The following is a 19,078-nucleotide window of genomic DNA, read 5'->3' as shown; positions in this document are numbered from 1 at the left end:
TTCATGCTATCTAGACCTTTCGCTTCAATAATTCTTCTCTCACTACTGGCCTCAGTGACCACTGTCGCAGGGGCTAGCGAGCCTTTGAGCCCAATAAAACCAGCCGAAGCCACATCACACAAAGAGAAAATTTGTGCCATTTATCCGCACCTCAAAGACTCTTATTGGTTGTCGGTAAACTATGGAATGATCTCTGAAGCAGAAAAGCAGCAAGTTGAGCTAAGAGTATTGGAAGCTGGCGGTTACCCCAACGTGGCCAAACAAGCCTCGCAACTGGTGCTTTGCACACAATGGGGAGCCGATGCGATTATTTTAGGTACGGTTTCACCCGATGCGTATCATGACAATCTCAGCGATTGGGTTGGCTCGACGCCTGTGTTTGCTACGGTAAATGAGTTAACCGTCAATGAAGAACAACAGAAGGTATTAAAAGGTACGGTCGGTGTCGATTGGTACCAAATGGGATACCAAGTCGGAGATTTTTTGTCGAAACGACACCCGAAAGGATCAGGCGAAACACCTATCGCCCTGTTACTTGGCCCGCAAGCTAGTGGCGGCACTAAGCCTGTAGCACTGGGGTTTTATGATGCGATCAAGTCGAGTGATATCAAAATCGCGATCAGCTATTGGGCAGATAACGATAAAGAACTGCAAAGAAACCTAGTACAACAGGTGATCGAGGAGCCGGATATCCAATATATAGTCGGAAGTGCCGTCGCGATTGAAGCAGCGATCAGTGAGCTACGAGCGGCCGATAAAACCGAAGAGATTGGGTTAATTTCGAGTTACTTAAGTCACGGAACCTACCGTGGTTTACTTCGTAACAAGGTACTTTTTGCGCCAACCGATAAAATGGTTGAGCAAGGTCGCTTGTCGGTAAAACAAGCCACGAGTTACTTACGCGGTCAACCTTACGAGCAACACAGCGCACCGATTATCGAAGCGCTGACACCTGCAACTCTCAAAGATCAAATTATCGCCGACTCATTGTCACCTTCTGAGTTTCGTCCGGTATTCAGTGTGAATCCATAGTGCTATATTGGCTGAAGAACTCAAAACAATAAAAACGAAACAACAATTTAGGGAACATTCATGCAAAAAACAACGCGCACTATGCCAACACATAAGCATATCGCTTTGGTCGCTCATGACCACTTCAAACCTGAGCTACTAAGATGGGTCAAAGAGAACAAAGAAAAACTACAAAAGCACTTCCTTTACGCAACGGGCACGACTGGTTCTTTACTAAGTAAAGAGACAGACTTAGCAATCAAGAGCATGATCAGCGGCCCTATGGGCGGTGACCAACAACTTGGCGCGCTTATCTCTGAAGGCAAGATCGATATGCTGATTTTCTTCTGGGATCCACTTAATGCTGTACCACATGACCCAGACGTAAAAGCACTGCTTCGTATCGCAAGTGTTTGGAACATTCCTGTGGCCACTAACCGCGCTACCGCTAATTTCTTGTTTAACTCTTCACTGCTTGAAGAAGAAGTAATCATCGAGATCCCAGACTACGAAGCGTACCTAGCTGAGCGCACGTAATCGCACGTTAAATGTGCTCTCTACTGAACAGACTAAAAAGCCTGCATTTTATCGCAGGCTTTTTTATGTCTCGTTTTCAGACATTAAACAGTTCAATCATAAAACAGTGCGAGAGTCTCTCTATTTATCGCTCCACACTGCCATCTCGTTGCCACTTGGCTCTCTGAAATGGAAACGTCTGCCGCCGGGAAAGCTAAAGATCTCACGGTTTATCTGACCACCAGCATCAATTACATCGCGCTCGGTTTGCTCAAGATCTTGGCTATAAAAAACCATCAGCGCCGCGCCATTATCCGTATTCGACGCCAGATCCGCCAAATAGAAGCCGCCCATTAAGCCTTTGCCTTCAAACGCAGAATACTCAGGGCCATAGTCTTCAAAGCTCCAACCAAACACTTGACTGAAAAATGCCTTAGTTGCTGAGATGTCTTTCGCAGCAAATTCAATGTAGTTAATAGAGCCGTGTTCCATAGCAAATTCCTTATGCTTTATGCGTCTGCCTTGTGATATTAGGGCAGGGATTGAAGATCTAATCTTAGACAATCAAGTCAAGTAACATCACTTTTTACGAACAACTGGGTAATCAGAACCATGCAGCTCCTGCACAAAGCCAGAGCCGTCGCCACTGTGCGTGATCCATACTTTCTCTTTTGCCCGCGTCATTGCTACATAGAATAAACGACGCTCTTCAGCATAAGGGAACGCGTCTGATGATTCAGTCAATGCGCCATCAATATGCAGCTGTTTCTTCTTGGTCGGGAACTGTCCTTCGTCAACACAAAGAATAATGACAAAGTCCGCCTCTTTACCTTTACTGCCGTGGCAAGTCATGAACTTGATATCAATGGAAGTGAAGATCTTCTTCCAGTCTTCCAACAACTCTGGCTTGTGGTAATGATTACGTCCAAGTAGCAGCACCGATTTATTGGTTTTGCCTTTGGATTGACGGTTCAGTTGATCAAGAATCTTCTCAACTTCTTTACTTGGCGCACTGTACACCGCCTTCTGCTTCTGTTGCTTGAAGCTGTTCAGTTCTTTCGGAATCTGAATTGGGTTTTCTTGTACAAAGCGATTAGCCACCGCACCTAACTGATTGTTAAAGCGGTAAGTCGTATCTAGGTGATGAATGGTCGAGCTTTCAAAACGATCCTTAAAGCCCGTGGTCAAATCCACATCCGCACCTGCAAACTGGTAAATCGACTGCCAGTCATCGCCTACTGCAAAAATAGAGGCTTGATGCTCGGCTTTAGACTGATTACACAGTGCTTCAACCAAGGCAAGACGATCAGGTGAGATATCTTGATACTCATCGATCATGATGAACTTCCAAGGTGAGATAAACTTGCCCTTCTCGACATACTGAGTCGCTCGGCTGATCATGATTGAGAAGTCGATATGATTCTGTTCTTTCAGCTCCTTTTGCCACGCGGTTACACATGGCCAACACAGTGAAAGCTCGCTGTTGAGGCGCGCATAGTCTCGGTGATCAATCAGCTGTTGCTGTACTTCTTTTTTGGTTAAACCCGACGCATTCAACTGTTCTAGCTGCTTTTCAAGCCAACCGATCAATTTGAGGTTTGAAACGTGGCTACCAAGCTCATCGTCACCGGTTAAATAAGCGATTGGCCATTTAGACAAATGCTTTTGCCAACGTTTAAAGTTGGTCGGTGTCATCCAGTGCTTCTTCAACCAATCAATGCACCATGCTTGGCGTTGGTTGTCATCGAGCGCTAAAGGAGAAATAACCACACGTTCGGGGTCAACTTGATTCAGTATCTTTAAACCCAACTGGTGGAAAGTGCTGACTTGCACCTTCTCTGCTGATAAACCAATTTTGCTGTCGAGACGTTGCTTCATCTCTTCTGCCGCTTCACGACCAAAAGCGAGCAATAGCAACTCTTCAGCTTGAGCTTGATGGCTTTGCAGTAAATACGCGACGCGAGCCGTTAGAACACTGGTTTTACCCGAGCCTGCACCCGCTAAAATAAGGTTGTGATCATCATTCATCAACACCGCATATTGCTGCGATAAGTTCAGTGGTGACGACTCACATTGCGCAAACAACACTTCCCAGTTTTTTCGCTCGGTCTCTAGCCATTGCTGGTTTCTTTCAGCTTGCTTGATTTCCGTTTCAGATAACCATGGCTGCATTCTTGCGATGCGGTTTGGCATGCGTTGTGCGGCCTCTTCTAGCGTCATTGTCATACTCTCTAAGCCTGAGTTGACCATATCAACCCAAGTGTTGACCTTAGAATGCGGTAGAAAGGCTGGTAATTGCTCAAGACGTGTTAATTCAGCTTCCCACTGAGGTACGTGTTCAGCCAATTGTTCACATTGAGTGTCGTGCCACTTCTGATAAGCACTAACTGACGCGCGTGCAAATTGACGGCATTGATCCCAAGGTAAGCCTTGTACTAACCAACTGCGCTGTGTTCCATCTTGTTGATTAGCAAAAAATTGTAGCGATCCCCAGAACAATCCGCGCTTTATCGCGATCTTGCCACTCCAAATAGTAAATGGGATACGCTCTTCACTGCCTACTGAAGATAACAGCAAGCGTGGACCATCAAGTTCAACCTGATGATATTCATTTTGAATAAAAAACTGTGCAGTCTTGTTAGCGCTTAGCTGCATTGGAGTGTGCTCTTAATTGGGAATATTGAATTTATATCATGATGCAATGAGAATTAATAATATCTCATATCTTATCGACGCTTTCATGACCACCTACGGGCAATTATGGATAAGTATCAAATTCTTGTGCTTGATTTCTGTTAGGATTATGGTTTTTAGTGTGTCAAGTGAGCGACTGTGGACTTTTCAGCCAAATTACGCCTCTATTGGGCGAATAAAACCATAAATTACAGCGTATTAATTCTCATCACTCTGCTCGGCGTGGTGGTGCCTGCTTGGTATTATGGACAAAACACACTGATCACGCCTTTGATCTTAGGCGTTATTGCTGCGGCTCTTGCGGAAAGTGATGACAGCTTTACCGGGCGCTTGAAAGCACTCACGCTGACCTTTATCTGTTTCGCCGTTGCGGCTTTCTCTATTGAGCTTCTCTTCGATACGCCTTGGCTGTTCGCGATAGGGCTTTTTGTTTCAACCTTCTTTTTTATCATTCTCGGGGCAATTGGCCCTAAATACGCGAGCATCGCGTTTGGTTCTCTCTTGGTTGCCATCTATACCATGCTTGGTGCACACGAGAGCACCAACCTTTGGTTTCAACCGCTTCTACTGTTAACTGGCGCCGCTTGGTACTACTTCATGTCGATGATTTGGCAGATAGTGTGGCCAATGCAACCCGTGCAGCAAAACTTAGCCACGGTATTCGATCAAATCGGTAACTACATCGATTCAAAAGCGGAACTCTTCTACCCCGTTTCTGACTTGATTCCCCAGCCACACCGAATCATTGAAGCCAAACTCAACGCGAGTACCGTTAACGCACTCAACATGTGTAAGGCGACGCTACTTAACCGCTCTAAGCGCGGACACATTGACGGCCCTAGTGACCGATTTCTTAACACCTACTTTATCGCACAAGATATTCATGAACGCGTAAGCTCAAGCCATTATCGTTATCAAGAGCTAGCAAAACACTTTGAACGCTCTGACGTGTTGTTTCGATTTAAGTATCTACTGGAAGCGCAGGCCACTGCGTGTAAAGAAGTGGCGAGCTCGTTGAAAGTTGGCGCTGAATACCAGCATGGTGACAAGTCTGTATTGGCACTCGATGAGCTGATGTCTTCGCTCAATCATCTGCACCAACAGAATAATCCTAAATGGAAATCACTGCTGAACCAGTTGGATTACTTATTCAATAACCTAGCAACCGTTGAAAAACAGCTCTCGAATATCAGCAACCCAGATGCAGAGAAGATTGAAGAAGGTGTATTGAACGATACCAACCCTCATACTTTGACGGCAATGTGGCACAAGATCAAAGCTAACTTGCACACCGATTCTATGCTATTCCGCCACGCGATTCGCATGGCGATCACTTTGACGCTGGGCTACGGGATTATCCAGGGTTTTGATATCGAACGAGGTTATTGGATTCTACTGACGACACTGTTTGTGTGTCAGCCAAACTACAGTGCAACCCGTCAAAAACTGACGGCGCGTGTCATTGGCACGGTCGCAGGCTTATTGATCGGAGTACCGTTACTGACTTTCTTCCCGTCGCAAGAGAGCCAATTAGTGTTCATTGTGATCAGTGGCGTGATGTTCTTTGCGTTTCGAATCAATAACTACGGGTTTGCGACCGGCTTTATCACACTGCTTGTGCTCTTCTGCTTTAACCAATTAGGTGAAGGCTACGCGGTAGTATTGCCAAGGTTAGCGGATACCTTTATTGGTTGTGCTCTCGCCGTGCTTGCTGTCATTTATGTGTTACCTGATTGGCAGTCGAAGCGACTGCACAAAGTGATGGCGAATGCGCTCGATTCCAATAAGAACTATCTCGCTCAGATCATCGGCCAATACCGTGTCGGTAAGAAAGATAGCCTAAACTATCGTATCGCTCGACGTAGTGCGCATAATAATGATGCAAACCTGACTGCCGCGATCAGTAGCATGTTGGTTGAACCGGGTAAGTACCGCACCTCTGAAGATGAGAGCTTCCGATTCTTAACACTCAATCATGCTCTACTTAGCTATATCTCGGCTCTGGGTGCTCACAGAACGCGTATTGATGATGAAGCGACACACAAACTGGTGCTAGATGCGCACAGAGTAATCCACCAGCATCTCGACGCTCTAAATGATCAACTCTATTCTCATAAAGAGCATTGTGAAGTGAAAAACGCTTATGACCCGGAGCTGGATAAACGTTTGAGTGAATGGCGAGAAGAAGATGAGAATTCTGTCAAAATGGTTCTACAACAGCTCCATTTGATCTATCGAATGCTTCCAGAACTGCATACCTTAGCGACCAAGTTTGCAGTTAAGGTTAAGATCGACAAGTCGTTTGAAACAGAAGCTTCTTGAGCAACAAACAAAATACCGTAAAAACAAAAAGATAACGCCAATTGCTTATCTTTTGATCATCACAAATATTTATACCTTGCTTTACCCATACCTCTAATTGGGTAGAGAAATTACTTACCTACCCTTGTGCCACAAGGGTTGAAGGCGTTTTTACATTGTAGGAATTTTCTGACTTTGATTGACCAAGCCTTAACTTTTCCTAACATTTCTCGGACAAAAAACGACCACAGGAATTTATAGTTGTCTTAGTTTCAAGAAACTTCAAACATCATTTAAAATTCACTTAATCTTGTTTGATTTCCTGAATCAGTAGACTATGCTCTAAAGAGCATATGGATTTGAACAAAGGTCACACTATGAATACACAGCAATTTGAAGCATTTAAGCAGCAAATACAGCTTCTTAGCCCACAACAATTAAAAGCACTTCAGAGTGAGATCGACGGCAACCTCGAAACAGAGAAGCCTTCTTTGCTTACTGATGAAGAATTAAACGCGCTAAATGACCTGTTCAGTTAATAGACAGACATCACTATTTTAGCTTAAGTTCACATTTTCACCGTAAATTTCATCTGTTCACCATTGCGCTCAAAATATCGTCCGCCTAGACTCATTCCATACGTCAATAAAAGGTTCTGATATGTCGATATCTGGTATTCAATCTGGTTACGCCATTATTCAGCAATCCACCAACATGGCTGAAGAAGCCGCAATCGAGCTCAACCAAGCCTCCAAACACGCTCTAGAATCCGACGACACTTTCGAAGCTAGCGATCTCAGCTTTAATCAAATAGAGCCTGAACAAGCCATTTCCTTTAAAGACAAAGAACCTGAACCTGCTTCATCTTCAACCGATTCCCTGATTAAACTGACACAAAGCGCAAGTTATAACCGCGTTGGTGCAAGTGTGGTTGATCGTCAAAACGAAGCCATCGGTAGCCTTCTCGACATTCATATCTAAATTTCGCTCAAATACAGCCTATATTTCGCGAAACTTCGCTGCTTTTTGCTTCAACAACCACACAAACTGTAACTCATTATATCAGGCGCTTGTTTCTGGTTTATTACTCGGTAGAATCAGCGCAAACCAATTTGCTGCACAAACTTTACTTCATACTATTTATGCCAAAACTAAATCTGCATCGCCGTGACTATGTTTCTATTTTAGGAGGCGACATCTCCGCAGACGAATTAGAAAAAAAGCTTCAGCCTCATTTTGAAAAGCCAGTAAATAAGCTGACACCTAGCCCCTACCTGACAGAAAAGAATCTCACACGTCGCTGGACAGCGCTCGATAACGCGGATTCACAGCAAGAACTGCTCGACCCTCATACGCAAAGCCAGATCCAAGCTTATGAGAAAAACATTGAGCACTTTATTGGCACAGTTAAAGTCCCTGTCGGTGTGTCTGGCCCATTAAGAGTTAATGGCCTATTTGCTACGGGCGATTACCTCGTACCACTCGCGACCACAGAAGCTGCGCTTGTTGCGTCTTACAATCGTGGTTCTAAGCTGATTACGGCTTGTGGTGGTGCCAGTGCTATGTTGCTCAATGAGGGTGTAACACGAACTCCTGGCTTTGCATTCCAAGGATTAGTTGAAGCCGGACAGTTTGTGGCTTGGGCTGTAACTCAATATGACCAGTTCAAGATCTTGGCAGAATCAACAACATCGCACGGCAAGCTCACCGACATTAATATCAACATCGAAGGTAACCATGTTTACTTGGTGTTTGAATTTCTAACCGGAGACGCTTCAGGTCAGAATATGGTGACCATCGCGACCAATGCCGTGTTTGAATACATCATCGAAAATACGCCAGTTAAGCCTGACCATGCTTTCCTTGATGGCAACCTATCAGGCGATAAGAAAGCCAATACCCAAACCTTGCGCAGCGTTCGTGGTAAAAAGGTGACGGCAGAAGTGAATATCCCTGCTGAGCTTGTCGCTAAGTACCTACACACGACACCTGAGAAGATGGTCCTGTTTGGTCAAATGACCACAGTCGGTGGCGCTTTGAGTGGTACTATCGGTATCAATGCTCATTATGCGAATGCGCTGGCGGCACTTTATATCGCTTGTGGCCAAGACGCGGCCTGTGTCGCTGAGTCAGCGATTGGTATGACGCGTATGGAGCTCAACAAAGAAGGCGGTTTATACGCGAGCGTAACACTGCCTAACTTAATGGTGGGGACTGTCGGCGGTGGTACCGGCTTGCCAAGTCAAAAAGCCTGTTTAGATTTACTTGGGCTGCATGGCAACGGTAAATCACAAGCCCTAGCTGAAGTTTGTGCTGCATTGTGTTTGGCGGGTGAGCTATCGATTGTAGGCGCATTTTGTGCCGGCCACTTTTCACGAGCGCACCATAAGCTAGCTCGTTAATAACCTTTATCCAATTTGGCTTGTTCGATTTTGTCGTTCATGCAAAATCACAAGCCAATCTGAATGCGTGAGTCACAAATGGATTACTTACACTTATCTAGGGTGAGCCTTAAGCACCTCACTGCGCTGCATATTATGCTCAACACCCACAGTGTCACTCAGACCTCAGAGCAACTCTGTGTCAGCCCTTCGAGTGTAAGCAAAACCCTGTCTCAGCTACGTGACATCCTGAATGATGAGCTTTTCTATCGAGATGGTACCAAGCTTATCCCGACTCCCTTTGCTCTCAAGATAGCGCCGACGGTTCATGCAATTCTTTCAAGCATGAACGGACTGCTTCATCAGAAGAGTTTTACCCCTCATGAGTACCAAGGCAGCTTTTCACTTTCGATGCGCGAAAGTACCTTCGAAGTATTTGCCTCTAAGATAAGTAAAATCACCACTGAACTCGCGCCAAACGCGAAGCTCAACATCTATTCGAAACAACAGCTCGGCTTCGATGCTTTGCTCAGTGGCAAGGTCAATTTGATCTTACTGCCCCATGATATATCTCAGCCGCCCACCGATAACAAAGAGCTGGTTTGGGAAACAATTCTTCCTGATGAAATGGTTTGTTTGATGGGCGCACACCACCCTCTTGCTCAGCAAGAGCTGACGGTAGAAGGCTACTTAGATTACAAGCACATTGGCATTTTAGATAACGAACTGTCTCAGCCCTACTTTGAGCAAAACTTGGTTCAATGCCACCAGCCAAGAGAGATGGCAATATCGGTCGCGGACTTCGGCGCTGCGGCTGTGTTGTGTCACCACACTCCTTTCCTGTTCACTTGCTCTAAACAGTGGGCTGAGCATGCTAAACAAGCTCAGGGCTTAGTGAGCAAGCCCTTGCCTTTTGATTACGGTAAGGTGGCATATAGCTTGGTGTGGAACAAGCCCAACATGAATGATCAAGCGATCAAGTGGTTGTGTGACCTGTTTTTAGAAGCCTGATTGACCGTCTAAGCAACATACAGGTTAGGTATAAACCTCAGGGGTTTGCATCGGTCTTTGGACTATGGTGTAGAGCTTATCGTGAAAGCTCTGCATCTGTTGTTTGGTACATTTCGGCCAATCTAACGCTTCGCCAATGACACCATGATGTTGAAACGCATTCAGTCGAATTCGAACATCACTTGGTAGAGTCTTCAAGTAACGCCCCACCTGTTCAATTTCATCTTCAAGATCGCTTTTATTTGGGATATGCAGCAACCTAACTTCATGCAGTTTTCCTTTACCTGCTAAGTAGTTAATGGTTTCAAACACCCTATGATTACCTCTGCCCACTAACCATTGATGTGTTTCCGATTGCCATGATTTTAGGTCAATCATCGCACCATCGAGATAAGGCAACACCTTGTCCCACCCTTGCAGTGACAGCGAACCATTACTATCAATAAAGCACGTGAGATGCGCTAGCTGTGGATCACTTTTAATCGCCTCAAACAGTTCTATGATAAATGGCAACTGCATAGTCGCTTCACCGCCAGAAACGGTAATTCCACTCAAGAAAAACTGATTATGTCTGACGAGTTCAATCACCTCTGAGACCGTCATTGTGGTAATTTTCGGGCTCGACTTATGGTCGCAGGCATCAATGCACTGATCGCAGTTAGTGCAAGCTGCTGGGTCCCACTTCACTTTGCCATCAACCATACTTAAAGCACGGCTTGGACAGCCGCTAACGCAGTCACCACAATGGTTACAATGATTGATTGTGTGGGGGTTGTGGCAGGTAATACAGTCAAAGTTGCAGCCCTGAAGGAATAGCACTAAGCGGTTTCCCGGGCCGTCAACACAAGAAAAGGTCAGCACACGGCTGACCTTCGCTTGTTTTTCTGTCTTATTATTTTTAACCCTAGCCATTTGAGTTGTTAGATCAGAAATTTTCATAATTCACATTGTTCGTATTCGAAACGCATCACACACGTTAAAGCTATTAGTATGTCGGTGACATCTCTAAGCTCGCCACGCGTGGTTTACGCTCTAATATGCCCGTGTTCTTCGCAGCTTCAGCCCCTAAGAAGGTGGTATTGGTGCGTGAGCCTTGCTCGTCATATTTGGCAATGTCAGATAGCTTAATCATGTAACCCGTGACACGAACCAAATCATTTGATGCAACGTTAGCCGTGAACTCTCGGTAACCCGCTTGAATCGCGCCTTTACACAAGTTAAACATCGCTTCAGGGTTAGATTTCACTGTTTCGTCGATGGTCAGAATGTCACTGATGCCCGAGGTGTAGAACTTATGGTGACCCGCAGTTGCACGAACGTAAGAGACTGGATCCGGTTCGGTACCATAAGGAATACGGACACCCGGCGTCACATCTTCATCTAGGCTGATACCGCCTTGAGCATGCAATAGAGCTTTACCTTCTAATCCATATTTCACTTCAGAGCGTTCAACGATCTCAGCCAGTTTTTTAGAGATACGATGACCAAGTTGATTAGCCTGTTCATCGTGACCATAACGCCCTGCTTGGCCCTCTTTCTCCATCAAGATGTTAACTGCTTCCGCCATGCCGTAAATACCGAACATTGGCGCAAAGCGATCTTCTTCGATAAGGCCTTCTTTGGTCAGGAAACCTTCGAAGAAGTTAGACTCTTCATGCAAGAAGCGGCTACGAGCGTTCATCAACTCAACCATGATGCCACTGTAGTTCGGCAATACTTGTTGTAAGAAATCAGCACTGTCCTCAGACTTCAACGCCACTTGCTTTAGGTTCATACGCACCAAGGTATTTGAACCGCCCGCTAACGGCAGAGAGTTATAGCAGCTCACAATACCAAAACGCTTGTCGCCGTAAGCCTCGGCATGCGCTGGATAGTTTGCAATATGTGGTTTACTGCATTCGCAAATGTTGCTCGCCGCATGACGAAGTAGATCATCAGGAGTCACAGCTGGATCGTACATAAAGGTTAAGTTTGGCGCGATCTGCTTCAATTCAGCGTCTACACGTAAAATCGTACGGCAGATAATGTTGTCTGTCGGGCCGATATTCACATGCATAAAGGCGTCTGGCAGTGTGCGATCCAACATGATCCAGAACAGCTTAATCTTTTGGTATACCTGCTCTTCCGTTAAGTCGCCCACGAAAGGCATCAACACATCATCCAACTGACCTAGGTAAACCGGGATTGAAGTGACAGAAGGAACATGGTGGTAAAGGATGGTAAGCATGTTCAATGCTTCATCGAAGTTGGTTGCCGCGCTAAGCTCTAAATACTCTGAGCCTTGATGTAAGTATTTAGAATAATCTGGAAGTACATAGCGCGGCTTAAATGGGGCGTGCCCTTCAAACATGTCACACAGCACACCTTGTTGTAAGGCTTGCTCTACTTCTTTGCTTACCGGCATATACGGTAAGCTGGCTTCAGCTTCTAAGGCAAGATAGCTCGACTTCTGTTTTGGTGACAGGTTGGCATCTGAAATGATATTGCTAAAGCGTTGTTGTTGCTCTGAAAGTGGTGAAGAAGTAGATGACGCAGATTGGTGGCTCATGATTAAACCCTTAGTGTTGTTATGGGCTTATTTTATATCTCACCGTTATATTTCCACTAATGAAATGTATGCAAGACTACATTTCCAAAATGGAAATAAATAATTTGTAAATTAGCGGTGTTGAGTTTTCTATGAGCGAGATGAGAAACAGAGAAATAGAGAAATAGAGAAACCAGAGTTAGTAGTGAAGAAATGAGAAAGCGCTAATTCGTTCTGTTTAAAACGATAGCGCCAAAAAGAGAAAACCCACATAACTGACGTTAGAGTCGTTAATGTGGGTTTAGTATTTTAAATGAGCATTCTGAATGCTAGCTCAAGGCATACACACGATTACAGATCAGGAAGCGCTTGTTTACGTCCAACACCCATTAATACCTTTAACTCTCCTTGTGGAGTGTCAATCGAGAACGGTGTAGAGACTTCAACTACTGCAAAACCCGCTGCACTCAATACGTTTTCTGAGCGCTGTTGGCTTACACCATAGTCTTCACTGTCGCTTTCCAAGTACCAATCCCAGTGTACAAACGTGCCGTCGTTTTCAAGCAGCGTGTAAATCAGACTGACTGTGTCTTGTAGGTTCGGGATAAAACCACACACCGAAGAGGCTACCACTAGGTCAAACTGGTTTCTGAATGCTGGATGCAGCGCTGCAAGTCCGCGCGATAAAATATCAACTACCGGTTCAACGTTAGGTAACTCTTTCTTATCTAACTCTTCAATCATCCCTTCAGAGATATCAAGTGCGATGATCTCTTTTGCTAAAGGAGATATTTTCTGGCTGAGTAGTCCTGTACCACAACCAAAATCAAGGACACGGGTTCCGTTTAAATCAACGAGCTGTGTTAACTGGTCAAATACGGACTGTGCGAATACTGCGGTCGCGGGATCTTTATCCCAATCAACGGCGTATTCGTCCCATTGTTTCGCCATCATGGCCTCCATCTTTACTTCTTGTAGGTTCGGAACTTCCCCAGAGTAAACCAAATTAGTCAATTCGTCATAGAGTTATCATGCAAAGATGGACTATTTCTAAGATAGTCAGCACAATATTCAGATAATATGCACCGACCCCCGCTCAATATGGAAATGAAATGAACCTTTCTCAAGTCCAAGCCTTTTGTTCCGTTGCTGATTTAGGATCAGTTTCCGAAGCTGCACGCCAGTTAGAATGCAACCGAACCAAACTCAGCATGTCGATTAAAGCCTTGGAAAAAGAGTTAGATGTCGAGCTGTTCGTCCGCAGCGGAAACCACGTTGAGCTTTCAGAAGCGGGTAAAGCGATTTACAAGGATTGCGAAGGCATGTTGGTGACAGCCGCGCGTATTAAACAAACCTGCTTGCATGTCTCGGGCGAATTCAACGCGGAGATTTGGATAGCACGAGATGACTCCCTACCCGATGAAATGTGGCAGGACTTATCCCACGCCTTAAATAACAAGTACCCTTCTACCTCATTCAACTTCGTTCTTGCGTCGAGCGGTGATTTAGCAAACCTAGTTGAAACTCAGCAAGTCGACTTCGCATTTGGCGTCGATTACGAACGTGTCGATGACCCAAGAATTATCTACAACCCGCTTGGTAAGATTCGAATGATGTCTGTATGTAAGAAAGGCCATGATTTGAGTGCGATGCGACGAGTGTCTGATGAGGTACTGAGAAATTCGATGCAAGCGACCATGGTTTATCTTAATGAAAAGGATAATCCTGAGCTTGAGCCCTTCTCGCGTCGTTACATTGGCTTCTCTAGCTTCGACTTTATGTTGGATACGATTCTACGTGAAGAGGCATGGGGCGTAATGCCAGAGCCATTGATTCGCCATTTATTGCGTGAACAAGAGCTTGCCGTGATCAAACACACCTACGGCTTAACGCAAGAAGACTACTGTATGTTTACCGCAGCTGGCATGGCAGAGCACCCAGGAATGAATTGGTTGGCCGACCAGCTTAGTGATTACTTGTTTGATTTCTAGCTCGCGCTTATAGCTTATCGTCTTTAGCAAAGGGCAAAATCACAAACAGAACTGCACCTAGAAGACCATCACGTGATCCACTAAATAGCGTCCGTCTTCTTCAACCAATACCATTTCGGCGACAAACTCACCTTTGGCGATGGTGTAAGCTTGTTTCCACACAAAAGCGATGGAGTCTGAACGTCTAAATAACGCCACTGGCTCACGCTCAGCAAAAAAGCCATTACTGTGCTGATAATGGTGACACACCTTTTCTAAATAATCTGGTGTAACAATGTCTTTCATCCTCTGAGTAAAATCTCGACAGTGCTGTTCATGGTCTACCTTGGTTGAACCGTCCATCAGATTATCCATGATCGGGGTAGCAATCGCCCACAACTCGTTATCACTGATATCGTCAAATTTCATATTGATTCACTCCTTGTCCATTGCAGTCTCAGTCAAATCTAGAAGACCAATAAGACCTTAGCGACTAATGTGTTTTATTAATCATAAACGATCCTATTTCAGTTGCACATCATCCCCAAAAAACACTCAACGTCAACTTTATTGACACCTTAAATTTAACTTAAGCCACTGAATTTAATGTGTTTATACATTTTAATTAAATAAGACATATAAACGTCATCAGATAAAGTTTGTAAAGTTAGCTCAATATTAGAACAATGAAGTTATCAAAAACATCTGGAAAATATTATGTGTGACAGGAAAAGCCAAAACGAAAATCGAGTACTATTGTTCTCAGCCCTTTTAGCATCAGGCTTCGCAATTGGCGGATTGGTGTTGGGTCTTCTCGTTGGCTCTCTGGTCATAGTATTTGACGGTGTCTATTCTCTTATCAGCTTACTGTTAACTTTATTGTCACTAGCTGCTTCAAAGTACATTAACCGCCCTTCAGATAGAGAATTCCCGTTTGGTCGAGCTATCATCGAACCAATTGTGATTGCGATTAAAGCCGTTGTGATTCTACTTGTGGTTGGTTATTCGCTTTACTCTGCGATCGGTGCCTTGATGACAGGCGGTCGTGAAGTTGATGCTTCTATCGCAACTCTGTTTGGTATTTTCAACGTGTTGGGTTGTGGTTACGCTTGGTGGTACATCGCGAACAAGAGTAAACGTATTTCTTCAGGTCTGATTGAGGCTGAGTCTAAACAGTGGCAGATGGATACGCTACTGAGTGTAGCGGTAACTGCGGGTTTCGTAGCGGCTTGGTTAATTACTTTTTCTCCGCTTGCAGAATACGCGGTGTATGCCGACCCAATGATGATGTTGCTAATGTCTTTCTACTTCATCAAAGTGCCTTTCGACATGTTACGTGAGGCGATGCGCGAACTGCTTATGATGTCGGCAAACAAAGATATTTGTGATGCGGTCGATAAGAACGTTGTCGCGGTAGACAAAGAAGCGGAGCAAGATTTGGAGCTGATGGGTGTGACTAAGGTTGGTCCAGAATTACGAATCAATGTTGATATTCATACCAACGACCAACAAGCGATTGCGGTCGATGATATTGAACGTACGCGCCGCCAACTTAAGCGACGCCTATCGAAGATGCCTTATGAGCTTCAATTGAACCTCAATGTCGCGAGCTAAGCTTTCACCTAGCAAATGACGCTGGAACATCAGCGTAAATTACGACTGAGATTGAACCTTTTTAGAAGCCGACGCCTTTGCCGTCGGCTTTTCTCTTGTTACCCACCAGCAAGCCAGTGAGCCAACAGTTACCATACATACGCCCTGCCAAAACGTCATGGTCAATGACAAACCCAAAATCACCGAGGAAAGCAGCGTCGCGAAGATTGGCGTAAAGTACGACATGGTTGCCAAAAACACCATGTTGCCACCAAGAATCGCCGTGTTCCAAAGTGCGTAGCCTGCCCCCATGCAAGCACCAGCTAATGCTAAATCAATCGCCGCACTGGTTGTCATAACCATGCCGGTTTCATCACTCAATGCGTATTTGATCCACAAAGTGATCGCTGTAGCGATAAAGAAAAGCACAATCGCATTCTGCCCTTTCGCGACACGCTGGGTGTAGTTGCAGTAAACAGCCCAAATAATCGCACCAAAAAACGCCATAGAATAGGTTTTAGGGTTGGTCGCAATGTTGGCAGCAATTTGGTCGACAGAGAGACCTTGGTCACCGCTGATGCTCCAAGCCACACCAAAGAATGCCAAGAAGATACTTGGATAAACCAGCCAGTTAATCTTCTTGTCGCTCAGCAGCACCGCAAATAACACCGTCAGTGCTGGCCATAGATAGTTGATTACCGCCATCTCTATCGCTTGATGTCGGCTGTTCGCCATTCCCAATGCCAGAGCCAAGAAGATCTCATAACAAACGAACAAGGCGCCGCCAATCAGCAAGTAAGACTTAGAAAAGCGTGAAAGCTTAGGTAACCCCATAACACAAACCAACAATAGCGAACTCACCGTATAAAGGCTGGCCGCGCCACCAATTGGACCTAGCTGTTCTGAGACACTACGAGACAGAGCAATCAAGCAGCTCCATAGTAAAATGGCGATAATACCGTAGCAGCTATAACGATGAGATTTCTGCACGCCTTTTCCTTTATCTGTTTTGATGGTCACTCTATGGTTAAACCAAGTTCAAAATAATTGGCCGAGTACATTTTCGTACTCGGCCATCAGCAATTTATTTACGAAGCGAAGCATCTATCCACTAATGAAACGCCAATCAATTTACAAAGCATTGGTCAATTAACGAAATCAACCAGTTATGATTGCATATTCAGTAGTGGCAGGCAGTTATTAACTAAGCCAGCAGCAGAGCTTTCAAATCAACCAAAGACTTTACTTGATAGTGAGGGTTAATACCCGCTGGCGCCGCTTTCTCTTGGCTGTTCAACCAACACGTTTCGATGCCAAAGTCTAACCCACCTAGAATATCGGAATGTGGGTTATCCCCGACCATCAATATTCTTTGCTTCGATGGCAATCCAACCAGATTATGCGCATATTCAAAAATCTCGGCATCGGGTTTAGCTACCCCAACCTCTTCAGAAATGATGACGTGCTCAAAGTAATCCGTCATTCCTGTGCGCTCTAAACGGATTGACTGCAGCTCTGTAAAACCGTTAGTGATGATGCCCATGTTCACTTTGCCTTTTAAAGACTCCACCAACTCTTGTGCACCTGGTAATAAAGAACAGATGTCTGCCATCGCCGTTAAAAATGCACTGTTTAAAGCGCCCGTTGTTGTCTCTAGTTTCTCAGCCCAGCTTTCGAAGCGCGTGTGTTTCAGTTGGTCGGCGGTAATGCGACCATCTTGGTAATCGACCCAAAGTGGTAAGTTAACCTTTTGATAAGCCGCATAATCCTGTTCGCTGAAGTCCACACCAAAACGAGAAAACATCAGCTTCATTCCCTGATAAGCATCAAAATGGAACAAGGTTTCGTCTGCATCAAAGAATATCCAATCGTACTTCATTTTATTTCCTATTATTCGCGCTGTTGAGCACTGCCTACACTGTTTTTTTCGTTGTTCTTATCGCGGCCTAAAACGGCAACGCATCACTTTACCCTCAAATTTGTGAGCCTGTATATAAATCTAATAATTTATAGAAAACAAGTCGCAAGTCATGATGTATCGCAAATTTTGCCACATATTAAACCAATACCATACAAGAAACATACGTACTGTACCGGGAGGTATTATGAAGCACTTTTTACCATCATCTGTCATGCTCACCCCTTTTCTTGTCAAATACTATGATGAGGAGCCAGAAGACACCCTTGATTCTGAAGAATCGCAAGATCCTCAAATTGAATGCAGTGATGACTCCGATAAAACGTCGACACCAGCCTAACCAAAGCAACGTTCAGTGAAAAACCTTATTTTTCATTGTTATAGAGCACCATTCTGCTCTTGGTGGAGCCAATTTATCGCTAATCACTACTGACAAAGAACACAGCCAAAAACCATGAAAACGATTGCTATATGAGCCCTATCACAACGACTAGCCACAAAGTGGTAGTTCGGAATCAAAGTTGTTCCAGATCAATGGTCGACCACTTGAATGCCGACAACATGTAGGAAATTAAAAATCATAATTAACGGAGTTTTCCAATGTCTACTGCATTTTACATCCCTACAATCAACTTCATGGGTACTGGCTGTCTGAAGGATGCTGCTGATAGCATTCAGTCTCAAGGCTTTAAAAAAGGTCTGATCGTTACTGATAAGATCCTAAACCAAATTGGCGTAGTTAAGCAGGTACAAGACCTTCTTAGCCAGCGTGGCGTAGACGCAGTTGTATTCGACGGCACTCAACCAAACCCAACCATCACTAACGTGAACGATGGTCTAGAATTGCTGACTGACAACGATTGTGATTTTGTTGTTTCTCTAGGTGGCGGTTCTCCACACGACTGTGCAAAAGGTATCGCTCTGGTTGCTTCTAACGGCGGCAAGATTGCAGATTACGAAGGCGTAGACCAATCTGAAAAGCCAATGATGCCATTGATCGCTATCAACACCACAGCTGGTACAGCATCTGAAATGACTTACGGTGGGCTAAAAAGTTGGACGTAAAGTAGTGGGCTAAAAGTTGGACATTTTGTTTTCATCAATTCCTCTCTATGCCACAAAGATATAGCAACATTCCCCCCCCCCCCCCCCCCCC

The 19,078-nt window shown here is 44.8% G+C and carries 18 protein-coding genes and 1 pseudogene; 11 read left to right on the top strand and 8 right to left on the bottom strand.

Annotated features, from left to right (window positions below; translation table 11 throughout):
- The first annotated feature begins 3 nt into the window (after positions 1–3).
- Entirely contained in the window at positions 4–1,032 is a 1,029-nt protein-coding gene (gene torT / locus AB4371_RS07755) for a TMAO reductase system periplasmic protein TorT (protein ID WP_372149394.1), read from the top strand.
- Between the two features lie 60 nt (positions 1,033–1,092).
- Positions 1,093–1,548 (top strand): methylglyoxal synthase, encoded by a 456-nt coding sequence (locus tag AB4371_RS07750; RefSeq protein WP_017060888.1) that lies wholly within the window; start codon positions 1,093–1,095, stop codon positions 1,546–1,548.
- 120 nt (positions 1,549–1,668) lie between these two features.
- Here the strand turns inward: AB4371_RS07750 and AB4371_RS07745 are convergent, their stop codons facing one another.
- Both AB4371_RS07745 and helD read right to left on the bottom strand, forming a co-directional pair.
- Entirely contained in the window at positions 1,669–2,019 is a 351-nt protein-coding gene (locus AB4371_RS07745; RefSeq protein ID WP_017060889.1) for a VOC family protein, read from the bottom strand.
- 87 nt (positions 2,020–2,106) lie between these two features.
- Entirely contained in the window at positions 2,107–4,182 is a 2,076-nt protein-coding gene (helD, locus tag AB4371_RS07740; RefSeq protein ID WP_372149393.1) for a DNA helicase IV, read from the bottom strand.
- 177 nt (positions 4,183–4,359) lie between these two features.
- On the opposite strand from helD, the gene yccS reads away from it, so the two are divergent.
- From yccS to AB4371_RS07715, 5 genes are all read left to right on the top strand, one after another.
- On the top strand, positions 4,360–6,543 hold the full coding sequence (yccS, locus tag AB4371_RS07735; RefSeq protein WP_372097306.1) for a YccS family putative transporter: 2,184 nt from the start codon (positions 4,360–4,362) through the stop codon (positions 6,541–6,543).
- A gap of 332 nt (positions 6,544–6,875) precedes the next feature.
- On the top strand, positions 6,876–7,061 hold the full coding sequence (locus AB4371_RS07730; protein ID WP_065584591.1) for a hypothetical protein: 186 nt from the start codon (positions 6,876–6,878) through the stop codon (positions 7,059–7,061).
- 121 nt (positions 7,062–7,182) lie between these two features.
- Positions 7,183–7,503 (top strand): hypothetical protein, encoded by a 321-nt coding sequence (locus tag AB4371_RS07725; protein ID WP_017060893.1) that lies wholly within the window; start codon positions 7,183–7,185, stop codon positions 7,501–7,503.
- 161 nt (positions 7,504–7,664) lie between these two features.
- A complete protein-coding gene (locus AB4371_RS07720; RefSeq protein WP_372149391.1) occupies positions 7,665–8,924 on the top strand; it encodes a hydroxymethylglutaryl-CoA reductase in 1,260 nt (419 codons plus the stop codon).
- A gap of 78 nt (positions 8,925–9,002) precedes the next feature.
- On the top strand, positions 9,003–9,914 hold the full coding sequence (locus AB4371_RS07715; RefSeq protein WP_248384029.1) for a LysR family transcriptional regulator: 912 nt from the start codon (positions 9,003–9,005) through the stop codon (positions 9,912–9,914).
- A gap of 24 nt (positions 9,915–9,938) precedes the next feature.
- On the opposite strand, the gene AB4371_RS07710 is transcribed toward AB4371_RS07715, so the two are convergent.
- From AB4371_RS07710 to AB4371_RS07700, 3 genes are all read right to left on the bottom strand, one after another.
- On the bottom strand, positions 9,939–10,853 hold the full coding sequence (locus AB4371_RS07710) for a YjjW family glycine radical enzyme activase (RefSeq protein WP_248384028.1): 915 nt from the start codon (positions 10,851–10,853) through the stop codon (positions 9,939–9,941).
- Between the two features lie 46 nt (positions 10,854–10,899).
- Positions 10,900–12,462 carry a YjjI family glycine radical enzyme gene (locus AB4371_RS07705; RefSeq protein ID WP_372149389.1) on the bottom strand — a complete coding sequence of 521 codons (1,563 nt, stop codon included), beginning with the start codon at positions 12,460–12,462 and terminating at the stop codon, positions 10,900–10,902.
- Positions 12,463–12,792: 330 nt separating this feature from the next.
- On the bottom strand, positions 12,793–13,392 hold the full coding sequence (locus tag AB4371_RS07700; protein ID WP_193842052.1) for a class I SAM-dependent methyltransferase: 600 nt from the start codon (positions 13,390–13,392) through the stop codon (positions 12,793–12,795).
- Positions 13,393–13,553: 161 nt separating this feature from the next.
- On the opposite strand from AB4371_RS07700, the gene AB4371_RS07695 reads away from it, so the two are divergent.
- Positions 13,554–14,432 (top strand): LysR family transcriptional regulator, encoded by an 879-nt coding sequence (locus tag AB4371_RS07695; protein ID WP_016797108.1) that lies wholly within the window; start codon positions 13,554–13,556, stop codon positions 14,430–14,432.
- 57 nt (positions 14,433–14,489) lie between these two features.
- Here the strand turns inward: AB4371_RS07695 and AB4371_RS07690 are convergent, their stop codons facing one another.
- Positions 14,490–14,840, bottom strand: coding sequence for a hypothetical protein (locus AB4371_RS07690; protein WP_372149387.1), 351 nt, complete (start codon positions 14,838–14,840; stop codon positions 14,490–14,492).
- A gap of 288 nt (positions 14,841–15,128) precedes the next feature.
- On the opposite strand from AB4371_RS07690, the gene AB4371_RS07685 reads away from it, so the two are divergent.
- A complete protein-coding gene (locus AB4371_RS07685) occupies positions 15,129–16,025 on the top strand; it encodes a cation diffusion facilitator family transporter (RefSeq protein WP_372149385.1) in 897 nt (298 codons plus the stop codon).
- 39 nt (positions 16,026–16,064) lie between these two features.
- Here the strand turns inward: AB4371_RS07685 and yddG are convergent, their stop codons facing one another.
- Together yddG and yjjG are read right to left on the bottom strand one after the other, a co-directional pair.
- Positions 16,065–16,994 (bottom strand): aromatic amino acid DMT transporter YddG, encoded by a 930-nt coding sequence (gene yddG / locus AB4371_RS07680; RefSeq protein ID WP_372149383.1) that lies wholly within the window; start codon positions 16,992–16,994, stop codon positions 16,065–16,067.
- A 214-nt stretch (positions 16,995–17,208) separates the two neighbouring features.
- Positions 17,209–17,883 (bottom strand): pyrimidine 5'-nucleotidase, encoded by a 675-nt coding sequence (yjjG, locus tag AB4371_RS07675; RefSeq protein ID WP_372149381.1) that lies wholly within the window; start codon positions 17,881–17,883, stop codon positions 17,209–17,211.
- 226 nt (positions 17,884–18,109) lie between these two features.
- On the opposite strand from yjjG, the gene AB4371_RS07670 reads away from it, so the two are divergent.
- Together AB4371_RS07670 and AB4371_RS07665 are read left to right on the top strand one after the other, a co-directional pair.
- Complete coding sequence (locus AB4371_RS07670; protein WP_164091093.1) at positions 18,110–18,262, top strand: hypothetical protein; 153 nt, start codon at positions 18,110–18,112, stop codon at positions 18,260–18,262.
- 260 nt (positions 18,263–18,522) lie between these two features.
- Positions 18,523–18,960 (top strand): annotated as a pseudogene (locus AB4371_RS07665) (iron-containing alcohol dehydrogenase); the annotation flags it as partial.
- Positions 18,961–19,078 lie beyond the last annotated feature (118 nt).

Source organism: Vibrio sp. 10N.261.51.A3 (assembly GCF_041471965.1).
Taxonomy (GTDB): domain Bacteria; phylum Pseudomonadota; class Gammaproteobacteria; order Enterobacterales; family Vibrionaceae; genus Vibrio; species Vibrio crassostreae_C.
This window is presented reverse-complemented; position numbering and strand designations above follow the sequence as displayed.